Origin of the sequence: Pseudomonas sp. MF6755 (assembly GCF_016405635.1) — a bacterium.
Lineage (GTDB): Bacteria > Pseudomonadota > Gammaproteobacteria > Pseudomonadales > Pseudomonadaceae > Aquipseudomonas > Aquipseudomonas haemolytica.
In genome coordinates, this window is the sequence record NZ_JAEKDA010000005.1 from 1 (window position 1) to 21,885 (window position 21,885).

Below are 21,885 nucleotides of genomic sequence, written 5' to 3' on the forward strand. Positions count from 1 at the left end.
AGAGCGGTTGGTTAAGATCTTTCGTCTCAACCGAGGCGCGCATTCTACAGCAGCCTCATTTGCTGTCAAGTGATTATTTTCAGAAGCTTTCGAAGATTTCTTCAACAACTTCAACCACTTGCGCTTCTGATCTCTCATCAGCGGGAGGCGAATTCTACAGCGTTACACGCTGCTGTCAACACCTCTTTTTCAACTTCCTTTCGGCTTCGATGAACTGAAGCACTTGCTGCCGAAAACCTCATAACTCATTGTTTACCAAGGAGTTTTCCGTTTCGACTGCGCCGGAAGTGGGGCGAATTATAGACAGATATAATTCGCCGTCAACACCTAATTTCAGACTTATTCGGATTTGAGCGTAATACGCGCAAATGCCTTCTTCCCTGCCTGGCAAACATGGGTAGCGCCCAGCTCGTATATAAAGGTGCGATCAACCACCTCACCATCTATACGCACACCGCCCGAACTCAAGAGATCACGAGCAACCGCCGAGTTCTTCACCAGGCCCGCCTTATTAAGAACAGCCGCAATCGGCATCGCTTCAACAGCCGCCAACTCAATCTCTGGCAGATCGTCAGGCAGCTCACCATCCTTCATACGATTACCCGCGGCTCGGTGAGCACTGGCCGCAGCCTCCTCACCATGGAAGCGCGCTACGATCTCTTCTGCCAGCTTGATCTTCACATCGCGAGGATTGGCGCCCGCCTCCACATCCGCACGCAGCGCGTTAATTTCGTCCATCGAGCGGAAGCTCAACAGCTCGAAGTAACGCCACATTAGCGCATCCGGAATGGAAACCAGCTTGCCGTACATCACACCCGGCGCCTCCTGGATGCCGACGTAGTTGCCTAATGACTTGGACATCTTCTTGACACCGTCCAACCCCTCCAGCAACGGCATGGTCAGAATGCACTGAGCTTCCTGGCCATATGCACGCTGCAGCTCACGCCCCATCAACAGGTTGAATTTCTGATCGGTGCCACCCAACTCAACATCCGCCCGCAACGCCACCGAGTCATACCCCTGAACCAGAGGGTAAAGAAACTCATGGATCGCAATCGGCTGATTGGTGGAGTAGCGCTTGTCGAAGTCATCGCGCTCAAGCATGCGCGCCACGGTGTACTGGGAAGTCAGGCGAATGAAATCTGCCGGCCCCATCTTGTCCATCCAGGTGGAGTTGAACGCCACCTCGGTCTTTGCCGGATCAAGAATCTTGAACACCTGCGTCTTATAGGTCTCAGCATTATCGAGAACCTGCTCGCGAGTCAGCGGCGGGCGCGTAGTGCTCTTGCCGCTCGGATCACCGATCATCCCGGTGAAGTCACCTATAAGGAAGATGACTTGGTGACCCAGATCCTGAAACTGACGCAGCTTATTAATAAGCACGGTATGACCCAGGTGCAGATCCGGCGCAGTCGGATCAAAGCCAGCCTTGATACGCAGGGGCTGGCCACGCTTGAGCTTCTCGATCAGCTCAGCCTCGACCAACAGTTCTTCCGCACCACGTTTTATCAGCGCTAGCTGCTCTTCAACCGACTTCATAACAGACCCGCAAGGCTCAGATTCAAAAGGGAACCAACCATACAAGATCAGGGACTAATTACAAGTTTTGCCCTGCGCACGGACACCGTTCAGCAAGCCCAGCATTCGCGAGCTTGCGCCACAGATGATTTGGTTATATTTTATACAGTTATTTCATCTTCATCATGTCATTCATCTTTTCCATTTCATCTTCAAAGTCAAAATTACCTATGACCACTGAACCGTCTAAAGCGCCGCCGCTTTACCCGAAGACCCACCTGCTTGCCGCAAGTGGTATCGCCGCCCTTCTCAGCCTGGCACTCCTGGTATTCCCTTCCAGTGACGTAGAAGCCAAACGAACATCCCTGAGCCTTGACCTGGAAAGCCCAGTTGAACAACTGACACAAGATCAAGACGCTTCCGACGCTCAACAAGCCACAAATACTCCGACCGAGTCACCTTTCGCACAGATCGAAAGCACTCCTGAGGACACCCAACAAGCCGCCCAGGAACAACCTGTGGTAGCCGCGGCCAAGAGCCCCCAGCATCGCGAAGTCATCGTAAGCAGGGGCGACACACTATCAACCCTGTTCGAAAAGGTCGGACTACCTGCCGCCGCCGTTAATGAAGTGCTGGCCAGCGATAAGCAAGCCAAGCAGTTCACCCAGCTCAAACACGGTCAAAAGCTTGAGTTCGAACTGACGCCCGACGGCCAGTTGAACAACCTGCACACCCGTCTCAGCGACCTGGAAAGCATCAGCCTTAGCAAAGGCGCCAAAGGTTTTGCCTTCAACCGCATCACCACCAAGCCAGTTATGCGCTCCGCCTACGTACACGGCGTGATCAACAGCTCCCTGTCACAATCGGCTGCCCGGGCTGGCCTGTCACACAGCATGACCATGGACATGGCCAGCGTGTTTGGCTACGACATCGACTTCGCACAGGACATCCGCCAGGGTGACGAATTCGACGTAATCTATGAGCAGAAAGTGGCGAACGGCAAAGTGGTGGGCACTGGCAACATTCTCTCTGCTCGCTTCACCAACCGCGGCAAAACCTATACCGCCGTGCGCTACACGAATAAACAAGGCAATAGCAGCTATTACACAGCTGATGGCAACAGCATGCGCAAGGCCTTCATCCGCACGCCAGTGGACTTCGCCCGTATTAGCTCGCGTTTCTCCATGGGTCGCAAGCACCCAATTCTGAACAAAATCCGCGCACACAAGGGCGTCGACTATGCCGCTCCGCGTGGTACGCCAATCAAGGCGGCTGGCGACGGTAAGGTACTGTTGGCCGGACGTCGCGGCGGTTACGGCAATACGGTGATCATCCAGCACGGCAACACCTACCGTACGCTGTATGGCCACATGCAAGGGTTCGCCAAGGGCGTCAAGACTGGTGGCAATGTGAAACAGGGCCAAGTGATCGGATACATCGGCACTACCGGCTTGTCCACCGGGCCGCACTTGCACTATGAGTTCCAGGTCAACGGCGTACACGTTGACCCTTTGGGGCAGAAGTTGCCAATGGCCGACCCGATCGCCAAGGCCGAACGCGCGCGCTTCATGCAACAGAGCCAGCCGCTGATGGCGCGGATGGATCAAGAGCGCTCCACCTTGCTGGCTTCGGCGAAGCGTTAAGGTATGCCGCTCTATATAGGCGTGATGTCCGGGACCAGCCTCGACGGCCTGGATATCGCCCTCATTGAACAAGACACGGCGATCAATCTGATTGCCACCCTCTACATCCCCATGCCCGACACCTTGCGCACTGAGCTACTGAGCCTGTGCGCCAGCGGCCCGGACGAAATCGCCCGATCCGCAATTGCCCAGCAACAATGGGTAACGCTCGCCGCGCAAGGCATCCTCGGCTTGCTGGATCAACACAACCTCAAGCCTGAGGACATTCGCGCAATTGGCAGCCATGGCCAGACGATTCGCCATGAACCCGCCCGTGGCTTTACCGTACAGATCGGCAACCCTGCCCTGCTCACCGAGTTGACAGGTATCACGGTAGTCAGCGACTTCCGCAGCCGTGACGTCGCCGCCGGCGGCCAGGGTGCCCCCTTGGTTCCTGCGTTTCATGAAGCCTTGTTCGGCGAACACGCCGGCAACCGCGCGGTGTTGAATGTCGGCGGGTTCAGCAACCTCAGTCTGATCGAGACGAACAAGCCTGTAGCCGGTTTCGACTGCGGCCCGGGGAACGTCCTCCTGGACGCCTGGATTTACCTGCAGCGCGGCGAACACTTTGATCACGGCGGGCAATGGGCTGCCAGCGGCAAGGTCCAGCCTCAGCTACTCAACACATTGCTCAGCGACCCATTCTTCTTGACCAAAGGCCCAAAAAGCACGGGGCGCGAAGTGTTCAACCTGGCCTGGCTGCAACAGCAACTTGGTCGCTTGCCCGCCTTTGAACCCCAAGACGTACAAGCCACCCTGCTGGAACTCACAGCCCTCACCATCGTCGAGTCCCTGCAAAGCGCACAACCGAGCACCGAGACCTTGCTGATCTGCGGCGGCGGCGCCCATAACGCGACGCTGATGAATCGACTGACAGCACTGCTACCTTCAACCCAAGTCAGCAGTACAACCACATACGGCGTAGACCCTGACTGGGTCGAAGCCATGGCATTCGCCTGGCTGGCCCATTGCTGCCTGGAAGGCATCGCCGCCAATCGCCCCAGCGTAACCGGCGCTCGCGGACTTCGGGTACTCGGTGCGATTTACCCCGCCTGAAACCCCAGACAGCAAAACGCCGCTTGGCTTATTAAAGCCAAGCGGCGTTCTTTTGTAGCAAACGAGGCTACCGATCAGATCGAGAACGAAGACCCGCAACCACAGGTGGTGGTGGCATTAGGGTTCTTGATCACGAAACGCGAGCCTTCCAGACCTTCCTGGTAATCCACCTCGGCGCCTGCCAGGTATTGGAAGCTCATCGGGTCCACGACCAGGCTGACGCCCTCGCGCTCGACGATAGTGTCGTCATCGGCCACATCTTCATCGAAGGTAAAACCGTACTGAAACCCTGAACAACCGCCGCCTGTAACAAATACGCGCAGCTTCAAACGATCATTACCCTCTTCATCGACCAGGCTCTTCACCTTGTGCGCAGCACCGTGGGTGAATTGCAAAGCCGTGGGGGTGAAGGATTCAACGCTCATGCTGATAATCTCCCGGCGTAGCGCCGCCATATGCGTAATGGCCGGCATTATCCGCTTCTCCTAGAAAAGCGGTCAACTATTGTTACGGTATATCAATCTGCGCAGCTGCCATAAAAAACGCAAAAGGCCCGATCAACGGGCCTTTTGCTTAACGACCAAGCAGCGCTAAGGCAACATGCCGGCGTGGGACAGGCCCAGCTTCTCATCCAGGCCAAACAGGATGTTCATGTTCTGCACCGCCTGGCCCGACGCGCCCTTGACCAGGTTGTCGATCACCGAAAGCACCACTACCAAGTCACCATCCTGCGGACGATGCACTGCAATACGGCACACATTGGCGCCACGCACACTGCGGGTCTCCGGATGGCTGCCCCCGGGCATCACATCGACGAACGGCTCACTGGCATAACGCTTTTCAAACAACGCCTGCAGGTCTACCGAGCGGTCAGTGACGGTCGCATACAGCGTGGAGTGAATCCCACGGATCATCGGCGTCAGGTGCGGCACGAAGGTCAGGCCCACGTCCTTGCCGGCAGCGCGACGCAACCCTTGGCGGATTTCTGGCAAGTGACGATGCCCTTTTACCGCATAGGCCTTCATGCTTTCCGACGTTTCGGAGTACAGCGAACCGACTGCCGCACCGCGCCCGGCTCCGCTGACGCCCGACTTGCAGTCGGCAATCAGGCGCGAAGTATCCGCCAAGCCAGCTTCCAACAGTGGCAAGAAACCCAGTTGCGTCGCGGTCGGATAGCAGCCCGGCACCGCAATCAGGCGTGCTTGCTTGATCTGCTCTCGATTGACTTCCGGCAGGCCGTAAACCGCTTCTTCCAGCAACTGCGGCGCACCATGGGGTTGGCCGTACCACTTGGCCCATTCATCGGCATCCTGCAGGCGGAAGTCCGCCGACAAGTCGATGACCTTTGTACCGGCCGCCAACAACTCGCCGGCCAACGCATGGGCAACACCGTGCGGCGTGGCAAAGAACACCACGTCGCAGGCGCCCAGGGTCTTGATATCCGGCACGCTGAACGCCAGGCCGTCATAGTGGCCTCGCAGGTTCGGGTACATATCGGCCACGGCCAGCCCAGCCTCGGATCGGGAAGTGATGACCACCACCTCAGCTTGCGGATGCTGAGCCAACAGACGCAGCAATTCGACACCGGTGTAACCCGTGCCGCCGACGATACCGACCTTGACCATAAACCTGCCCTCAACGAACCCACTGGAAAGCCGTCGATAATAGGGGCCGTATCGTCCTGCGACAACCGTCAACGTGACGTACGAGCGCATGAGCCACTACTATCTTGGCTACCGTGAACCTGGGAATAACTAAAATGCTCTATCTATGGGTCAAAGCCTTCCATATCGTCAGCATCGTCTGCTGGTTTGCCGGGCTGTTCTACCTGCCACGCCTGTTCGTCTACCACGCCCAAAGCGAAGATACGGTCAGCAAAGAACGCTTCAGCATCATGGAGCGCAAGTTGTACCGGGGCATCATGGGCCCGGCGATGGTTGCCACACTGGTCTTCGGCATCTGGATGCTGGCGCTCAACCCCGGTATTTTCCAGTCGGGCGCGTGGATCCACGCCAAGCTGACCCTGGTCGTAATACTTATCGGCTACCACCATATGTGCGGCGCGCAGGTGAAACGCTTCGCCCGTGGCGAAAACACCCGCAGCCATGTCTTTTATCGCTGGTTCAATGAAGTGCCGGTTCTGATATTGCTGGCTATCGTAATTTTGGTCGTGGTCAAACCGTTTTAACTTCAATTACTCGGGGAACCTCCAATGTCGCTGCCCGCTTTGCTGGAACAACGTCTGCGCCTGCCCGTCGTGGCTGCGCCGATGTTTCTGATCTCCAACCCGCAACTGGTCCTGGCCTGCTGTCGCAATGGGGTGATCGGGAGTTTCCCGGCGCTCAACCAACGTGAAAGCAGTGGTTTCAAGGCTTGGCTGGAAGAAATCGAAGCGGGCCTGGCGCAGTTGGACAACCCTGCTCCCTATGCCGTGAACCTGATCGTGCACAACAGCAACCCGCGGCTTGAAGCGGACCTGGCGATCTGCGTCGAGCACAAGGTTCCGATCGTCATCACCAGCCTCGGTGCGGTGAAGGAAGTGGTCGATGCCGTCCACAGCTACGGCGGCTTGGTGTTTCATGACGTCACTACCCGACGCCATGCCGAGAAAGCCGCTGAAGCGGGCGTTGATGGCCTGATTGCCGTAGCCGCTGGTGCCGGTGGTCATGCAGGCACTTGGAGCCCCTTCGCGCTGATTGCCGAGATTCGCCAGTTCTTCGACAAAACCCTGCTGCTGGCCGGCTGCCTTAATCATGGACATGAGATTCTCGCGGCCCAATTGCTTGGTGCCGACCTGGCGTATTTCGGCACGCGCTTTATCGGCACCACCGAAAGCCACGCGCCAGATGCCTACAAAGAGATGCTGCTCACATCGCGCGCTGCCGACATCGTGCACACTCCTGCGGTCTCCGGCGTACCTGCAAGCTTCATGCGCCAGAGCCTGGAAAATGCCGGTTTTGATCTCACCGCGCTTCAAGGCAAAGGTGAAGTCAACTTCGGTTCCAAGCTCAAGCCATTGAGCGATGAGGCCAAAGCATGGAAAACTGTGTGGTCGGCCGGCCAAGGCGTCGGTGAGATTGATGATTTACCCAGCGTCGATGAACTCGTCGCCCGCCTGGATGCCGAATACCGCAAAGCACGTGAGCATGCCGCGCAACTGCGCTGGCCACGCTGACCCACTGCAAGGCCTGCCGATTGGGCAGGCCTGCATACTCTCCCTGATTAAGTGACAAGGATGCCCGCATGAGCGACAGCCGTTTCAAGATTGTGTTTGACGGAGCCTTGCGCCCGGGTGTCGAAAGCACCACCGCCAAGCTGAACCTGGCAGAACTATTCAAGAGCGAGGTCGAAGCGGTCGAAAAGCTCTTCACTGGCCGCCCAGTGGCACTCAAACGCGACCTCTCCCGCTCTGATGCTGAAACCTACCTCACGGCATTGCACAACGCCGGGGTCGATGCACGCATCGAAGCAGAACAACCCGTGGCGTTCAGCCTTGCCGAAGCCCACGAGACAGACTCCTCTGGCTCCGACTTCTCAAGGCCCGCCGCTTCACCTTATGCACCGCCACGCGCCGCGGTTGGCGATGACTTGCCGGAGTTCGCCACACTCAATGTATTCACCACTCAAGGGCGCATCGGCCGTCTGCGGTACCTGGCCTGGACGCTGGCGCTGACCGTCGCGATGCTGGTGGCCGCAGGTATCATCAGTACAGTGGGCTTCGCAGTAGCGACTGCCTCGCCAACGATAGCCGTCATTCTCGGTTCGCTGTTGGGCTTCGCGCTGTTTGTTGCACTGGTCGTCGTGAGCGTACAAATCGGCGTGCAGCGCCTGCACGACCTGGGATGGTCGGGCTGGTTGTACTTGCTCAACCTGGTTCCGCTAGTGAATAGCGTTTTCCCTATCCTGTTGCTGGTATTGCCAGGCAACTCGGGCGCCAACCAATACGGAGCGCCCCCTCCGCGCAACTCCACGGCGGTAAAAGTCCTGGCCTCGTTGTGGCTGGCGTTTATTCCATTGATGCTCATCATCGTCGTAACCCTGGGCATGAACGGCTACCTGGACCAACTTGAAGCCAATATGGACAGCAGCTACGAAAGCAGCTCCATCACCTCCGATGAAGACGCCGATCAAAGCGTCATCGTTGATGAAGCCGCAGCGCAAAGTGCTGAGGACGCGGCCGAACCTGTAGACTCTCCAGAACAGTGAAGAAACGCCCGCCGCCTGTGACGCCTCTGTCACAGGGCAGCGGCGTTGCGATGGAGAAAGGCATGACCCGTTACGCTCTGATCACCGGCGCCTCCAGCGGCATTGGCCTGGCTTTGGCCGAAGCCCTGGCTCGGCGTGGCCGCAGCTTGATTCTGGTGGCCCGCCAGCGTGATCAGTTGGAAAGCATTGCATTGGAATTGACTCAACGCTTTGGCGTCGAGGTGCTGTTTCGAGCCTGTGACTTGGGCGAGCCATTGCGCTTATCCGGTTTTTTGCTGGAGCTCGAAGAGGGTGAGCGGCAGATTGATCTGCTAGTCAACTGTGCTGGCATCGGCACCAGCGGGCCGTTCCTGGCCCAGGACTGGATGACCGAGCAGGACCTGATCGAAGTCAACATCCTGGCCTTGACCCGCATGTGCCATGCCCTTGGCAATGCCATGGCGCTGCACGGTGGCGGGCAGATACTCAACGTTGCCTCGGTTGCCGCCTTTCAGCCTGGGCCGTGGATGAGCAGCTACTACGCCAGCAAAGCCTATGTACTGCACTTCTCCGAGGGCTTGCGCGAAGAATTGAAGACGTGTGGCATCAAGGTCTCGGTACTTTGCCCCGGCCCCACGCGCACGGCCTTCTTCGGCACCGCACAGATGGATACGGCGAAACTCGACCGCAGCCAACAACTGATGAGCCCGGAAGAAGTCGCGCTCTACACCGTGCGTGCGCTGGAGAAGAACAAAGCCATCATCATTCCCGGGCGCCGCAACCGCTGGCTGGCTCTCAGCCCGCGCCTCAGCCCGCGCTGGCTGACCCGCAAGATTGCCGGCGCCATCAACAAGGCCTATTGCCCGCGTTGATCGCCTGGGTACACTCACCCTGCACTTTCATAATGGAGAAACAGCTGTGGATACTCTGTTCACCAAGATCATCAACAGAGAAATACCCGCGAAGATCATCTACGAAGATGATCAAGTCCTCGCCTTCCACGATATCGCCCCGCAGGCGCCGGTACATTTTCTGGTTATCCCGAAAAAACCTATTCGCACCCTCAATGACCTGACCGAGGAAGACAAAGCCCTGGCCGGCCATATTTTGTTCACTGCCCAGCGACTGGCCGTGGAACAAGGCTGCGAGAAAGGTTTCCGCGTGGTGATGAACTGCAACGAAGACGGCGGCCAGACCGTTTATCACATCCACATGCACGTGCTCGGTCAGCGCCAGATGAACTGGCCGCCAGGCTGAGGGGCCAGGGTCAAATTGACTCAGCGCAAACGCTACGCCCTCTCTTGCGGTAAACTGGCCGCCGAGATTCTTCCCGGAGGTCAGCATGACTACCCAACGTCACTACTCGCCGATTGATCGTCTGTTGCTGCAAGCCGACATGGCCATGCGCACGCTGTTGCCATTCAGCGGTCAACCGTACCGCCCATCGCCCGCCATCGTGCAGCCCGATGCGCAGATGAGCGAAACGGACACCCGCCACGTCGCCGGCCTGATGCGCATCAACCACACCGGTGAAGTCTGCGCGCAGGCGCTGTACCAGGGCCAGGCGCTGACCGCCAAGTTGCCGCAGGTACGTGCAGCGATGGAGCATGCGGCCGAGGAAGAGATCGACCACCTGGCCTGGTGCGAACAACGTATCCGCCAGTTGGGCAGCCACCCAAGCGTGCTGAACCCACTGTTTTATGGTTTGTCGTTTGGTATCGGCGCTGCCGCCGGGTTGATCAGCGACAAAGTCAGCCTAGGATTTGTCGCCGCGACGGAACATCAGGTCTGCAAGCACCTGGATGAACATCTTGAGCAACTGCCGGCCGAAGACGAAAAGTCCCGGGCCATTCTGGAGCAGATGCGCATTGACGAAGAACACCATGCAGAAAGCGCTCTAGACGCGGGCGGCTTCCGCTTTCCGGCACCGGTGAGATTCGGCATGAGCCTTTTGGCCAAGGTTATGACCAAGAGTACTTATAGAATCTGAAATCGCATCAAATCCAAACCGAAAGAAAGGGCGCTCGAAGCGCCCTTTCTTTTGCCTGCGATTTCCGCAATCAACCCAACTCGATGATTTCGTAATCGTGAGTGATGGCTACACCCGCAGCACCCAGCATGATCGAGGCCGAGCAGTATTTTTCAGCAGACAGCTCAATGGCACGCTTGACCTGGGCCTCCTTCAGCGCCCGGCCCTTGACCACGAAATGCATGTGGATCTTGGTAAATACCTTGGGATCTTCAGTAGCGCGCTCAGCTTCCAGGAAGGCTTCGCAGCTTTCCACGGCCTGTCGCGACTTCTTCAAGATGCTGACCACATCGAAATTGCTGCAGCCGCCAACACCCAGCAGCAACATTTCCATCGGGCGTACACCCAGGTTACGGCCACCGGCTTCCGGCGGGCCGTCCATGACCACTACATGGCCACTGCCCGACTCACCGAGGAACATGGCTTCGCCCGCCCATTGGATGCGTGCCTTCATCGCCCAGACTCCACTGCTAAAAAAGGGTCGCCAGCTTAGCACAGGGCCTTGAAACAGCAGCGTCCGGAACAAAATCGTTGAATGACTGTGTTTGCCGGGTAAATTGGCTAATCGAGGTAGAATGTGTCTGGTAAGCTGGCGCCAAATCAATGGCGCATTGCCATGCTTTGTACGGCGAGCATCAATATCGATGCCGCTGGATAAAAACAACGCCAACTACACCGCGCAGTCTTTTCGGGATACAACCATGGTTGCTCTTACTCCCACACCCAAGATCAAGAACCTCGACAAGCTGTTGATGCATTGCCAGCGTCGCCGCCATCCGGCCAAGCACAACATCATCTGCGCCGGCGAGCGCTCAGAAACCCTGTTTTTCATCATCAAGGGCTCGGTCACCATCCTGATCGAGGATGAAGACGGCCGCGAGATGATCATTGCCTACCTGAACACCGGAGATTTCTTCGGGGAGTTGGGGCTCTTTGAACAAGCAGGCAAAGAGCAAGAGCGCAGCGCCTGGGTGCGAGCCAAAGTTGAATGCGAAGTGGCCGAGATCAGTTATACGAAGTTTCGCGAACTGGCCCAGCATGATCCGGATATCTTGTATGCCCTGAGCGGTCAGATCGCCCAGCGCCTGCGCGACACCACGCGCAAGGTCGGCGACCTGGCGTTCTTCGATGTCACCGGTCGTGTAGCGCGCTGCCTGCTGGAGTTATGCAAGCAACCCGACGCCATGACCCATCCCGATGGCATGCAGATCAAGATCACCCGCCAGGAGATCGGGCGCATTGTCGGTTGTTCACGGGAGATGGTCGGCCGCGTACTCAAGGACTTGGAAGAGCGCAACCTGGTGCACGTCAAAGGCAAGACGATGGTGGTGTTCGGCACCCGCTAAACCGGCAGGAAGCTGGCCAGCATCTGACGGTATAACGTGTGGAGCCGACTGATCGCATCCGGTGCGGGAAACACTTCATGCAGTGCGATATGGCTCTCGGCGCGAACCCGCTGCTCAAGGCCACAGGCTTGATTGAAGCGGTTGACCGCGCCAATCAACTCCTCACGATCGTTATCCAGCAACAAAGCGCCGTGGATCAAGCCCACCGGGCGCCCACCACTTTGCCGCCAACGCTGGGCGGTGCCAACCATCTTGCGGCCATTGAGATTGACGTTGTAGCGACCGTCGCAAAAAGCCCCGTCGATTTCGCCGACGGAAGCATCACCACCCAATTCGATCAGAAAATCACAGATCGGCTGGCACAAGCGCTGGTAACCGGTTTCGATACGGCCCTGGTCACCTTCACTGCGCGGCGGCGCGTACACCAAGGCGATATTGACCGTGGCAGCGGACTGCGGCACGGGTTCGCCGCCGGTTTCCCGCAGCAACACCGGCCAACCGGCCTCGGCCGATACACGGCTGGCAGCATCAAATGCTGGCAATCGACTCAACCGGCGCGGCATGACCAACGCTTGATCGCTGGGCTGCCAGAACAGCAGCCCGAATTCCTGCTCACCCGCACAAACGGCTGCCAAGAGGTCTTGCTCGGCAGTAAGGCCTGCTTCGACAGTCATCATCATGGGCTGAGTCATCGAACACCTGCCTCTCTAAAGGGACACAAAACCAAATGTGGGAGGTCGCAAGCTCCCTCCCACATTTTTACTGCATTTCAACTACAAGCCGCATTGTCAGTCAGTCTAATGTCGAACCACTCACCGCCACACCGCGTTCCGGGAAGAACAGGCGTTGCAGTTCCGCTCCCGGGTTCTCGGCGCGCATAAACGTCTCACCCACCAGGAACGAGTACACGCCGCTGATTTCCATCAACTCCACGTCGGCGCGATTGACGATGCCACTCTCGGTAATCACCAAGCGATCACGGGGAATACGCGGCAACAGGTCGAGGGTATTTTCCAGGCTGACTTCGAAAGTATGCAGGTTACGGTTGTTGACCCCCACCAACGGCGTGTCGAGGGTTTTCAATGCGCGCTCCAACTCGTCGCCGTCGTGTACTTCAACCAGCACATCGAGACCGACGCTTTTGGCCACGGCGGCCAGCTCGGCCATCTTCACGTCATCCAATGCGGAAACGATCAGCAACACACAGTCGGCGCCCAAAACGCGAGCTTCAACGATCTGATAGGGATCGATCATGAAGTCCTTGCGGATCACCGGCAATTTACATGCCTCGCGGGCCTGCATCAGGTACAGGTCGTCCCCTTGGAAGAAGTCGACATCGGTCAATACCGACAGACACGTCGCGCCGCCCTTCTCATAGCTGACGGCGATTTCAGCCGGTACAAAGTGTTCACGGATGACGCCTTTGCTCGGCGAGGCCTTCTTGATTTCGGCGATCACGGCGGGCTGCTTGAGCTTGGCCTGGGCGATCAAGGCATTGGCAAAACCACGCGGCGCATCGACGCTTTTTGCTGCATCCTCCAACTCGCGGAGGCTGACGTATGCACGACGTTGCGCCACTTCTTCAGCCTTGCGGGCCAGGATCTTTTCCAGAACGGTCGGCACACTCATCCTTCATTCTCCATCTTGAATACGGCAGTGAATGCTCCCAGCTCTTCGAGCTTCTCACGAGCCAGACCGGTGTGCAGCGCATCGTGAGCCAAGGCGACACCTTCCTTAAGACTATAGGCGTGGTCGGCTGCGTAAAGTGCCGCGCCAGCATTCAGAACAATCATTTCCGCAGCCTTCTGACCGTTTTCGGTCTTACGGCGCCCCAGGGCATCACGAATCAGCTCCAATGAAGCCGCCGGGCTTTCCACCGCCAGGCCGTGCAAGCTCTGGCTCTTCATGCCCAGGTCTTCGGGCTCGACCCAATACTCAATGACTTCGCCGTTCTTCAGCTCCGCCACGAAGGTCGGCGCCGCCAGGCTGAATTCGTCCAGGCCATCTTTGGAATGCACTACCAGCACATGCTTGCTGCCCAGGCGTTGCAAGACTTCGGCCAGTGGCCGGCACAACGCCTGGCTGAACACACCTACCACCTGGTGCTTCACACCGGCCGGATTCGTAAGCGGGCCGAGCATGTTGAACAGGGTACGCAGACCAAGGTCCTTGCGTGGGCCGGCAGCGTGCTTCATCGCGCCGTGATGGGATTGGGCAAACATGAAGCCGATGCCCACGCTGTCAATGCAGCGCGCTACCTGCACCGGCGTGAGGTTCAGGTAGATGCCGGCCGCTTCCAGCAAGTCGGCACTGCCGCTCTTGCCGGACACCGCACGGTTACCGTGCTTGGCAACGGTGCAGCCAGCGGCAGCCACGACAAAGGATGAGGCTGTCGACACGTTGAAAATATTGGCGCCATCGCCGCCGGTGCCGACCACGTCGACCACACCGTCGAGGGTCTTGAGTTCGACCTTGTCCGCCAGCTCACGCATCACCGACACCGCGCCGACGATTTCGTCGATGCTTTCGCTCTTCATGCGCATGGCCATCATAAAAGCGCCGATCTGCGCGTCGGTGCATTGACCGGTCATGATCTCGCGCATCACATCGCTCATTTCGGCGGTGCTCAGGTCCAGATGGCCGACGATACGGCTCAGGGCAGTCTTGATATCCATGAAAAGTCCTTAGCGCGTGCCGCCGCTCTGCTTGAGAAAGTTAGCGAACAGCTCGTAGCCCTGCTCGGTCAGGATTGATTCAGGGTGAAACTGCACCCCTTCGATGTTCAGTGTCTTGTGACGCAGGCCCATGATCTCGTCGACTGAGCCGTCCTCCAGCTGGGTCCAGGCGGTCAGCTCAAGGCATTCAGGCAAGGTGTCGCGCTTGACCACCAGCGAGTGGTAACGGGTCACCGTCACCGGCAGGTTGAGGCCATGGAACACACCCAGGTCTTTATGAAACACCGGGCTGGTCTTGCCATGCATCACCTGGCGCGCACGCACCACGTCCCCGCCAAAAGCCTGGCCGATGGACTGGTGCCCCAGGCACACGCCCAGGATCGGTAGCTTGCCGGCGAAATACTTGATGGCTTCGAGGGAAATACCTGCCTCGGTCGGCGTGCAAGGGCCAGGCGAAACTACGATGCGCTCCGGGTTCAGGGCGGCGATTTCGGCGACAGTCAGTTCATCGTTGCGCACCACCTTGACCTCGGCACCCAGCTCGCCCAGGTACTGCACAACGTTGTAGGTAAAGGAGTCGTAGTTATCAATCATCAGCAACATGTGGGTTCAAACCTCTTGAATTCACTGATTTCAAATGCCTGCCTTCCAAGAGAATGACCCGCTGCCAGACGCACGTTCCGGTTGCCAGGGTTAGTCGGCAAGGGGCGCAAAACAACGGGTGAAGAAGGCAAATCGGTACAGGTCCGGCCAGGCCGGCAGAGAAAAATGTCAGGCGCGCCAACGCCAACGGGCGTGTGCCTTGACTACTCGCATCAAGAGTTTGCTGATGATCAACACGGGGAGGGTCTCGTTCATACGTTCAGGCACAGTAACGTAGCCTCGCCAACGGTGCAATATGGAGCAGCAAATACGGGGAGGTGCGTAGGCAGATTCCGCATATCCCTACAGAAAATGCCAGATTTTTTGCTAGTGTTTGACTTCCGACACAAAAACAACCAAATGGAATCTCGTATGTTCAGACCAGCGTCATTCGCCCCCCTTGCCGGCTGTCTTTTGTCACTGGCCTGCGCCCAGGCGTTTGCAGCCCCGTCACCTTATTCGACGATGGTGGTTTTCGGTGACAGCCTGGCCGATGCGGGCCAGTTCCCCGATGGCTCGAATGGCTCCACGCTACGGTTTACCAACCGTACAGGCCCGACGTTCCAGGGTGAGTACGGCCTGGTTTCGTCGACCCTGCTGGGCGCTAAACTGGGGGTAGCTGCCAACGACTTGAACGCCTCGACCTCACCGGTTCGCGCCGCACAAGGCTTGCCAGACGGTAACAACTGGGCGGTCGGGGGCTACCGTACCGACAATATCCTCGACTCGATCACCTCAGTCTCCGATGCCGCGATACCGCCCGGCAACCCGGGAGGGGGTACAGTTTTGCGCAGTCGCCAAGGCTATCTGCCAGCCAACGGCGGGCGGGCCGACCCCAATGCACTGTATTTCCTCTCCGGCGGCGGCAATGACTTCCTTCAAGGGCGCGTACTCAGCCCCGAACAAGCGGTCGCCGCTGGCGGGCGCCTGGCTGACAGCGCCCAGGCCCTGCAACAAGCCGGTGCGCGTTACATCATGGTGTGGATGTTGCCTGATCTCGGGCTGACGCCGGCCATCAATGGCACCCCGCAACAGGCAGCAACCTCGGCCCTGAGCAATATATTCAATCAGTCATTGGTTCAGCGCCTGTCGTACGTCGACGCCCAGGTTATCCCGTTGAATATCCCGTTGCTGCTGAAGGAAGCCTTCGCTGATCCTGCGCGCTTCGGCCTTGCCACAGGCCAGAACCTGACCGGTACTTGCTTCAGCGGCAACAGCTGCACCGCCAACCCAACCTATGGCATCGGCGGCACCCACCCGGACCCGACGAAGCTGATCTACAACGACTCGGTCCACCCCACGGTGGCGGGGCAACAGTTGATCGCCGACTACGCCTATTCGCTGCTTGCGGCGCCCTGGGAGCTGACCTTGCTGCCGGAAATGGCCCAAGGCACATTGCGCGCCCACCAAGACGAGCTGCGCAATCAATGGCAAGCAGACAACGGCAACTGGCAAGCCATCGGCCAATGGCGTGCAATCGTAGCCGGTGGCGGTCAGCATCTGGATTTCGATGACCAGAGCAGTTCGGCCAGTGGCGACGGCAGTGGCTACAACCTGAATATCGGCGGCAGCTACCGGCTCGATGAAAATTGGCGCGTAGGTGTTGCCGCTGGCCTGTATCGGCAGACACTCGAAGCCGGGGCCAACGACTCGGACTACAAGCTCAACAGCTACATGGGTACGGCATTCGCGCAATATCAGCAAAATCACTGGTGGGCCGATGCCGCATTGACCGGCGGCAAGCTGGACTTCGACAATCTCAAGCGCAAGTTCGCCCTGGGCGTCAGCGAAGCGTCCGAAAAAGGCGACACCGATGGCTGGCTCTGGGCCTTGAGCGGTCGGGTGGGTTATGACCTTGCTGCGCCGGGCAGCGACTGGCACCTGTCACCGTTCATCAGCGCCGATTACGCACGCGTCGAAGTGAATGGCTACTCGGAGAAAAACAGTCGCTCCACCGCACTCACCTTTGATGATCAACAACGCGACTCCAAACGCCTGGGTGTCGGCCTGCAGGGCAGCTACCGCATCACGCCGCAAACCCAGGTGTTTGGTGAAGTTGCCCACGAGCACGAGTTCGAAAATGACACCCAGAAGGTGAATATTTCGCTTAACAGCGTGCAGGGGATCGACTTCAAGCTGGACGGCTACACGCCACGTAGCAATTCCGACCGATTGAGTCTTGGGGTCAGCCACAAACTGACTCAGGAGCTGGCGTTGCGGGCGGCGTATAACGTCAGGAAGGATGACAATTTGACCCAGCAAGGGGTCAGTGTCGGGGTGAGCCTGGATTTCTGATGAGGTCTTAAGACTAGCGAAAATCTGATGTGGGAGCGGGCTTGCTCGCTCCCACATTTTTGATCGGCGTTAGCCGTTAGTCCTGTGGGGTTTGCTCTGCCAGCGCCACGGCACGAAACATCGCCCGGCGCTTGTTCAAGGTTTCTTCCCATTCAAGGGCCGGCACCGAGTCAGCCACAATCCCGCCACCGGCCTGCACATGCAGTTCGCCGTCCTTGATCACCGCGGTGCGGATCGCAATCGCAGTGTCCATATTGCCGTTCCAGGCGAAATACCCTACAGCACCGCCATAGACACCCCGCTTGACCGGCTCCAGTTCGTCGATGATTTCCATCGCTCGGATCTTAGGGGCGCCCGACAAGGTGCCCGCCGGCAAAATCGCCCGCAACGCATCCATCGCCGTCAGCCCTGCCTTCAATTCGCCGGTAACGTTGGACACGATATGCATCACGTTGGAATAGCGCTCGATGACCATTTTCTCGGTAAGTTTCACCGAACCGATTTCCGAGACACGCCCGGTATCGTTACGCCCCAGGTCGATCAGCATCAGGTGCTCGGCGATTTCCTTGTCGTCGCTGAGCAGGTCCTCTTCCAGCGCCACATCCGCTTCTTCGGTCGCACCACGCGGGCGAGTGCCGGCAATCGGGCGCACGGTGATCAAGTTGTCTTCGACACGCACCAGCACTTCCGGCGAACTGCCCACGACGTGGAAGTCGCCAAAGTTGAAGAAGTACATATACGGCGTCGGGTTGAAGCAACGCAGCGCACGGTACAGGTCAATCGGCGCAGCCTTGAAGTCGATGGACATCCGTTGCGACGGCACCACTTGCATGCAGTCACCGGCAAGGATGTATTCCTTGATGGTATCGACCGCGCGCTCGTAGTCATCCTGGGTAAAGCTGGAACGGAACACCGGGTCGGCCGCGGGTGGGCGGCTGAGGTCCAGGCCGCGACGCGGGGTAATCGGCTGGCGCAGTTTTTCCAGCAACGCTTCAAGGCTGGCCTGGCCTTGCTCGAAGGCATCCCCTTGGGCGGGGTCGGCGAGGACAATCGCATGCATCTTGCCGGCAAGGTTGTCGAACACAACCACGGCGTCGGAGACCATCAGCAAAATGTCCGGCACACCCAATGGGTCCGGGTTCGGGCACTTGCCAAGACGCTTTTCCACATACCGCACGCAGTCGTAGCCGAAATACCCCACCAGGCCACCGTTGAAGCGCGGCAGGCCAGGGATGGTCGGAACGTTGTAGCGCGCCTTGAAGGTTTCGACGAAGGCCAGCGGGTCTTCTACGTCGTGGCTTTCGATCTCGACGCCATCATGGGTGATGCTCACATGATGGTCGTGCACCCGCAGCACCGTTCGGCACGGCAGGCCGATGATCGAGTAACGGCCCCACTTCTCGCCGCCCTGTACCGACTCGAGCAGGTACGAGTTGGGCTCGTCGGCCAGTTTCAGGTAGATCGACAGCGGCGTATCGAAGTCGGCCAGAGTCTCGCAGGCCAGGGGAATACGGTTATAGCCGGCAGCGGCCAAACGCAGGAATTCTTCACGGATCATGGGGTGCCTCGTGGCTTGAGGGTCAAACGGTCAGGTAGGCAAACGTGCCGCAGCGCGGCAAGGATCAGTCAGGCGCGCCAACGCCAGCGGGCCAGGGCCTTGATGACTTTCATCCAGAGTTTGCGAGTGACCACCACGATGGAGTTTCCAGAAGGGGACGGATCAATGTCAGGCAACGTTATCTCAGCGCCCGCTCCCAGGCAACCGGGGATTAGCAGTCGCAGGTCGTCAATTACAAGTGCCGGCGATTCTTCTGCAATCGGCCGCCCATGGTTGTAGCCGTAGCTCAACGCCACGCACTTCACCCCGGCCGCTTTGGCCGCCAGCACATCACTGCGCGAATCACCCACAAACAACGATTGGGATGCAGGGATATTGGCCATTTTCATCACGAAGAACAGTGCCGCCGGGTCAGGCTTTTTCTGCGGCAAGGTATCGCCACCGATGATCCAGCGGAAATAACGGCCGATCTTCATCTGGTCCAACAGCGGCGCGACGAAGCGCTCCGGCTTGTTGGTGATCAAGGCCATTTCCACACCCTGCTTGCTCAGCCATTTGAGGGTGTCACGTACGCCGGGGTACACCACGGTGAGCTCGTGGCCATTTTCATAGGCCACATTGAACAACTCCAGGGCGTGTTCGGCCTCGACGTCATCCACGCCTTCGGCGTCAATATGATTGGCCAGGGCTCGACGCACCAGCATCTGCACGCCGTTCCCCACCCATTCGCGCACCGACTCGATTCCCGCCGGCTTGCGCCCAAGCTTGAGCAGCATCTCATCCACCGCCGCCGCCAGGTCGGGCACCGAATCGATCAAGGTACCGTCCAGGTCGAACATCACCAGCCGTGGCAGCTTGCCAGGGAACAGCTGCTCAAAACCGCTCATGGACGCGCCAGCGCCAGTTCGGCACGCATCTTGTCGATGACTTCCTGGTAGTCCGGGGCATTGAAGATCGCCGAGCCGGCCACAAAGGTGTCAGCGCCAGCAGCAGCGATCTCACGGATATTGTTGACGTTGACCCCGCCGTCGATTTCCAGGCGGATATCGCGGCCGGACGCATCGATCAATGCGCGGGCTTCGCGCAGCTTGTTCAGCGTGCCAGGGATAAACTTCTGCCCGCCGAAGCCCGGGTTGACGCTCATCAGCAAGACCATGTCGACCTTGTCCATCACGTACTCAAGCACGCTCAGCGGGGTGGCCGGGTTGAACACCAGGCCCGCCTTGCAGCCGCCTTCGCGGATCAGTTGCAGTGTGCGGTCGACGTGCAGGGTCGCTTCCGGATGGAAGGTGATGTAAGTCGCACCGGCCTCGATGAAGTCACCAACGATACGGTCCACCGGGCTGACCATCAGGTGCGCATCGATCGGCGCGGTAATGCCATATTTGCGCAACGCCGCACACACCATCGGGCCGATGGTCAGGTTGGGTACGTAGTGGTTGTCCATGACATCGAAGTGCACGAAGTCGGCGCCGGCGGCCAACACCTTGTCCACTTCCTCACCCAGGCGGGCGAAGTCGGCGGAGAGAATCGATGGAGCAATGACGAAGGGCTGCATGACGCACCTTTTTTGAGCTAAATCACGATGGCGCGCATTGTATACCTCATGCTTTGCTGCGCGCACCGTGACCTACCTCAATGGTCAGTAAGCCGCCCGGTAGATTTTCTCGATATCGACTGCGCTGAGCTGACGCGGATTATTGCGCATCAGGCGTTCGATACCTGCCGCCTCCGTGGCCATGGACGCAATGGCATCCTCAGGCACCCCGAAGCTGCGCAGTCCCTCCGGTATTTCCACTGCGGCACACAGTCGCGTCATCGCCTCGACGGCTTGGTCGGCGGCATCATTGACACTCAGCCCCGTGATATTCACTCCCATGGCCTGAGCAATATCTTGCATTCGTTCAACGCACGCCAATTTGTTCCAATGCATTACATAGGGCAGTAACAGCGCGTTGCTCACACCATGGGCGATATTGAAGCGCCCACCCAGCGGGTACGCCAGCGCATGCACGGCACCGACTCCGGCATTTCCGAATGCCATGCCCGCCATGAGGCTGGCGGTGGCCATGTCGTCACGGGCCTGCAAGTTGGCGGGGTTGGAATAAGCCTTGGGCAATGCGTTGGCAATCAGCTTGATCGCACCGATGGCCAGGGCGTCGGTGATCGGCGAGGCATTCAGCGACAGGTAGGATTCGATGGCATGCACCAAGGCGTCCACACCACTGGCTGCGGTGACACTGCGCGGGCAGGTCAGGGTCATTTGCGGGCTGATCAGCGCGACATCCGGCAGCAAATAGTCGCTGACGATGCCTTTTTTCAGCTGTGCGGCCTTGTCGGAGAGGATCGCCACATTGGTCACCTCCGAGCCGGTGCCGGCCGTGGTCGGGATGGCGATCAGCGGCGGGCCCTTGCGCGGCACCTGGTCTACACCGAATAAGTCCGCCAGCGCGCCGTGGTAGCCGGCATAGGCCGCCACGCTCTTGGCGATATCGATGGCGCTGCCGCCGCCCACACCAATCAGGCCGTCATGCCCGCCTTCGCGGTACACACGCATGCAGTCTTCGACAATGGCGACTTCCGGGTCGGGCAGCACACGATCGAAGATTTCGTAGGCGCGCTCACCCAGATGCTCCAGGGCCAGCGCCACCGTGCCGGACTTGACCAGCGCGGCGTCGGTGACGATCAGCGGGTTATCCACATCCAGGCGCGTGAGCTCAGACGCCAGTTGTTCGATGGCGCCCGCGCCGGTCAGGAGTTTATGGGCGATCTTGAATGAGGAAGTACTCATGTGCGCGGCCTCTTATTAATGTTGGGCTGGCACAAGAATAGCTGCCCATGGCGTGTTGTCTGCCATTCATTGGTTGAATAGTCATAGAGCCCAGACGCCGCCCCACTC

Annotated in this window: 22 protein-coding genes; 10 read left to right on the forward strand and 12 right to left on the reverse strand. The window is 58.7% G+C overall.

Features of this window, described 5'->3' with window-relative positions; genetic code table 11:
- Nucleotides 1-339 precede the first annotated feature (339 nt).
- Complete coding sequence (tyrS, locus tag JFT66_RS07180) at nucleotides 340-1,539, reverse strand: tyrosine--tRNA ligase (protein WP_034116055.1); 1,200 nt, start codon at nucleotides 1,537-1,539, stop codon at nucleotides 340-342.
- Nucleotides 1,540-1,748: 209 nt separating this feature from the next.
- Here tyrS and JFT66_RS07185 point away from each other — a divergent pair, with 209 nt between their 5' ends.
- Together JFT66_RS07185 and JFT66_RS07190 are read left to right on the forward strand one after the other, a co-directional pair.
- Entirely contained in the window at nucleotides 1,749-3,161 is a 1,413-nt protein-coding gene (locus JFT66_RS07185; RefSeq protein ID WP_034116056.1) for a peptidoglycan DD-metalloendopeptidase family protein, read from the forward strand.
- 3 nt (nucleotides 3,162-3,164) lie between these two features.
- Nucleotides 3,165-4,256, forward strand: a complete 1,092-nt coding sequence (locus tag JFT66_RS07190) for an anhydro-N-acetylmuramic acid kinase (protein WP_198859037.1) — start codon at nucleotides 3,165-3,167, stop codon at nucleotides 4,254-4,256.
- A 74-nt stretch (nucleotides 4,257-4,330) separates the two neighbouring features.
- Here the strand turns inward: JFT66_RS07190 and erpA are convergent, their stop codons facing one another.
- Both erpA and argC read right to left on the reverse strand, forming a co-directional pair.
- The gene (gene erpA, locus JFT66_RS07195) at nucleotides 4,331-4,681 is read right to left on the reverse strand and encodes an iron-sulfur cluster insertion protein ErpA (RefSeq protein WP_003176443.1); all 351 of its coding nucleotides are present in this window, start codon (nucleotides 4,679-4,681) and stop codon (nucleotides 4,331-4,333) included.
- Between the two features lie 165 nt (nucleotides 4,682-4,846).
- The gene (gene argC / locus JFT66_RS07200) at nucleotides 4,847-5,881 is read right to left on the reverse strand and encodes an N-acetyl-gamma-glutamyl-phosphate reductase (RefSeq protein WP_034116058.1); all 1,035 of its coding nucleotides are present in this window, start codon (nucleotides 5,879-5,881) and stop codon (nucleotides 4,847-4,849) included.
- Between the two features lie 134 nt (nucleotides 5,882-6,015).
- Between argC and hemJ the strand changes: the two genes are divergently transcribed.
- The 6 genes from hemJ to coq7 all read left to right on the forward strand — a co-directional run bounded on the left by hemJ (nucleotide 6,016) and on the right by coq7 (nucleotide 10,431).
- On the forward strand, nucleotides 6,016-6,444 hold the full coding sequence (hemJ, locus tag JFT66_RS07205) for a protoporphyrinogen oxidase HemJ (RefSeq protein WP_034116059.1): 429 nt from the start codon (nucleotides 6,016-6,018) through the stop codon (nucleotides 6,442-6,444).
- Nucleotides 6,445-6,468: 24 nt separating this feature from the next.
- Complete coding sequence (locus tag JFT66_RS07210) at nucleotides 6,469-7,431, forward strand: NAD(P)H-dependent flavin oxidoreductase (protein WP_034116060.1); 963 nt, start codon at nucleotides 6,469-6,471, stop codon at nucleotides 7,429-7,431.
- Between the two features lie 68 nt (nucleotides 7,432-7,499).
- Entirely contained in the window at nucleotides 7,500-8,462 is a 963-nt protein-coding gene (locus JFT66_RS07215) for a DUF805 domain-containing protein (RefSeq protein WP_034116061.1), read from the forward strand.
- Nucleotides 8,463-8,524: 62 nt separating this feature from the next.
- Nucleotides 8,525-9,313, forward strand: a complete 789-nt coding sequence (locus JFT66_RS07220) for an SDR family NAD(P)-dependent oxidoreductase (protein WP_034116062.1) — start codon at nucleotides 8,525-8,527, stop codon at nucleotides 9,311-9,313.
- A gap of 46 nt (nucleotides 9,314-9,359) precedes the next feature.
- Entirely contained in the window at nucleotides 9,360-9,698 is a 339-nt protein-coding gene (locus JFT66_RS07225; RefSeq protein WP_005792015.1) for a histidine triad nucleotide-binding protein, read from the forward strand.
- 85 nt (nucleotides 9,699-9,783) lie between these two features.
- Nucleotides 9,784-10,431 (forward strand): 2-polyprenyl-3-methyl-6-methoxy-1,4-benzoquinone monooxygenase, encoded by a 648-nt coding sequence (gene coq7 / locus JFT66_RS07230; RefSeq protein ID WP_017739622.1) that lies wholly within the window; start codon nucleotides 9,784-9,786, stop codon nucleotides 10,429-10,431.
- A gap of 70 nt (nucleotides 10,432-10,501) precedes the next feature.
- Here the strand turns inward: coq7 and JFT66_RS07235 are convergent, their stop codons facing one another.
- On the reverse strand, nucleotides 10,502-10,924 hold the full coding sequence (locus tag JFT66_RS07235; protein ID WP_005792019.1) for an OsmC family protein: 423 nt from the start codon (nucleotides 10,922-10,924) through the stop codon (nucleotides 10,502-10,504).
- A 247-nt stretch (nucleotides 10,925-11,171) separates the two neighbouring features.
- Between JFT66_RS07235 and crp the strand changes: the two genes are divergently transcribed.
- Nucleotides 11,172-11,816, forward strand: coding sequence for a cAMP-activated global transcriptional regulator CRP (crp, locus tag JFT66_RS07240; protein ID WP_034116682.1), 645 nt, complete (start codon nucleotides 11,172-11,174; stop codon nucleotides 11,814-11,816).
- Here crp and JFT66_RS07245 read toward each other — a convergent pair.
- The 4 genes from JFT66_RS07245 to JFT66_RS07260 all read right to left on the reverse strand — a co-directional run bounded on the left by JFT66_RS07245 (nucleotide 11,813) and on the right by JFT66_RS07260 (nucleotide 15,094).
- Complete coding sequence (locus JFT66_RS07245; protein WP_198859038.1) at nucleotides 11,813-12,508, reverse strand: lipoate--protein ligase family protein; 696 nt, start codon at nucleotides 12,506-12,508, stop codon at nucleotides 11,813-11,815. The genes crp and JFT66_RS07245 overlap by 4 nt on opposite strands.
- A gap of 100 nt (nucleotides 12,509-12,608) precedes the next feature.
- Entirely contained in the window at nucleotides 12,609-13,445 is an 837-nt protein-coding gene (trpC, locus tag JFT66_RS07250; protein WP_034116064.1) for an indole-3-glycerol phosphate synthase TrpC, read from the reverse strand.
- On the reverse strand, nucleotides 13,442-14,491 hold the full coding sequence (gene trpD, locus JFT66_RS07255; RefSeq protein WP_198859039.1) for an anthranilate phosphoribosyltransferase: 1,050 nt from the start codon (nucleotides 14,489-14,491) through the stop codon (nucleotides 13,442-13,444). Before trpD ends, trpC begins: the two co-directional genes overlap by 4 nt.
- 9 nt (nucleotides 14,492-14,500) lie before the next feature.
- Nucleotides 14,501-15,094, reverse strand: a complete 594-nt coding sequence (locus tag JFT66_RS07260; protein WP_034116066.1) for an aminodeoxychorismate/anthranilate synthase component II — start codon at nucleotides 15,092-15,094, stop codon at nucleotides 14,501-14,503.
- A 411-nt stretch (nucleotides 15,095-15,505) separates the two neighbouring features.
- Between JFT66_RS07260 and estP the strand changes: the two genes are divergently transcribed.
- Entirely contained in the window at nucleotides 15,506-17,428 is a 1,923-nt protein-coding gene (estP, locus tag JFT66_RS07265) for an esterase EstP (RefSeq protein ID WP_198859040.1), read from the forward strand.
- 76 nt (nucleotides 17,429-17,504) lie between these two features.
- Here the strand turns inward: estP and trpE are convergent, their stop codons facing one another.
- The 4 genes from trpE to JFT66_RS07285 all read right to left on the reverse strand — a co-directional run bounded on the left by trpE (nucleotide 17,505) and on the right by JFT66_RS07285 (nucleotide 21,777).
- The gene (gene trpE / locus JFT66_RS07270; protein ID WP_198859041.1) at nucleotides 17,505-18,986 is read right to left on the reverse strand and encodes an anthranilate synthase component I; all 1,482 of its coding nucleotides are present in this window, start codon (nucleotides 18,984-18,986) and stop codon (nucleotides 17,505-17,507) included.
- Nucleotides 18,987-19,054: 68 nt separating this feature from the next.
- Nucleotides 19,055-19,873: a phosphoglycolate phosphatase gene (locus tag JFT66_RS07275; protein WP_034116069.1), complete on the reverse strand. Its 819-nt coding sequence runs from the start codon at nucleotides 19,871-19,873 to the stop codon at nucleotides 19,055-19,057.
- Complete coding sequence (gene rpe, locus JFT66_RS07280; protein WP_034116070.1) at nucleotides 19,870-20,544, reverse strand: ribulose-phosphate 3-epimerase; 675 nt, start codon at nucleotides 20,542-20,544, stop codon at nucleotides 19,870-19,872. Before rpe ends, JFT66_RS07275 begins: the two co-directional genes overlap by 4 nt.
- A gap of 84 nt (nucleotides 20,545-20,628) precedes the next feature.
- Complete coding sequence (locus JFT66_RS07285; protein ID WP_198859042.1) at nucleotides 20,629-21,777, reverse strand: iron-containing alcohol dehydrogenase; 1,149 nt, start codon at nucleotides 21,775-21,777, stop codon at nucleotides 20,629-20,631.
- Nucleotides 21,778-21,885 lie beyond the last annotated feature (108 nt).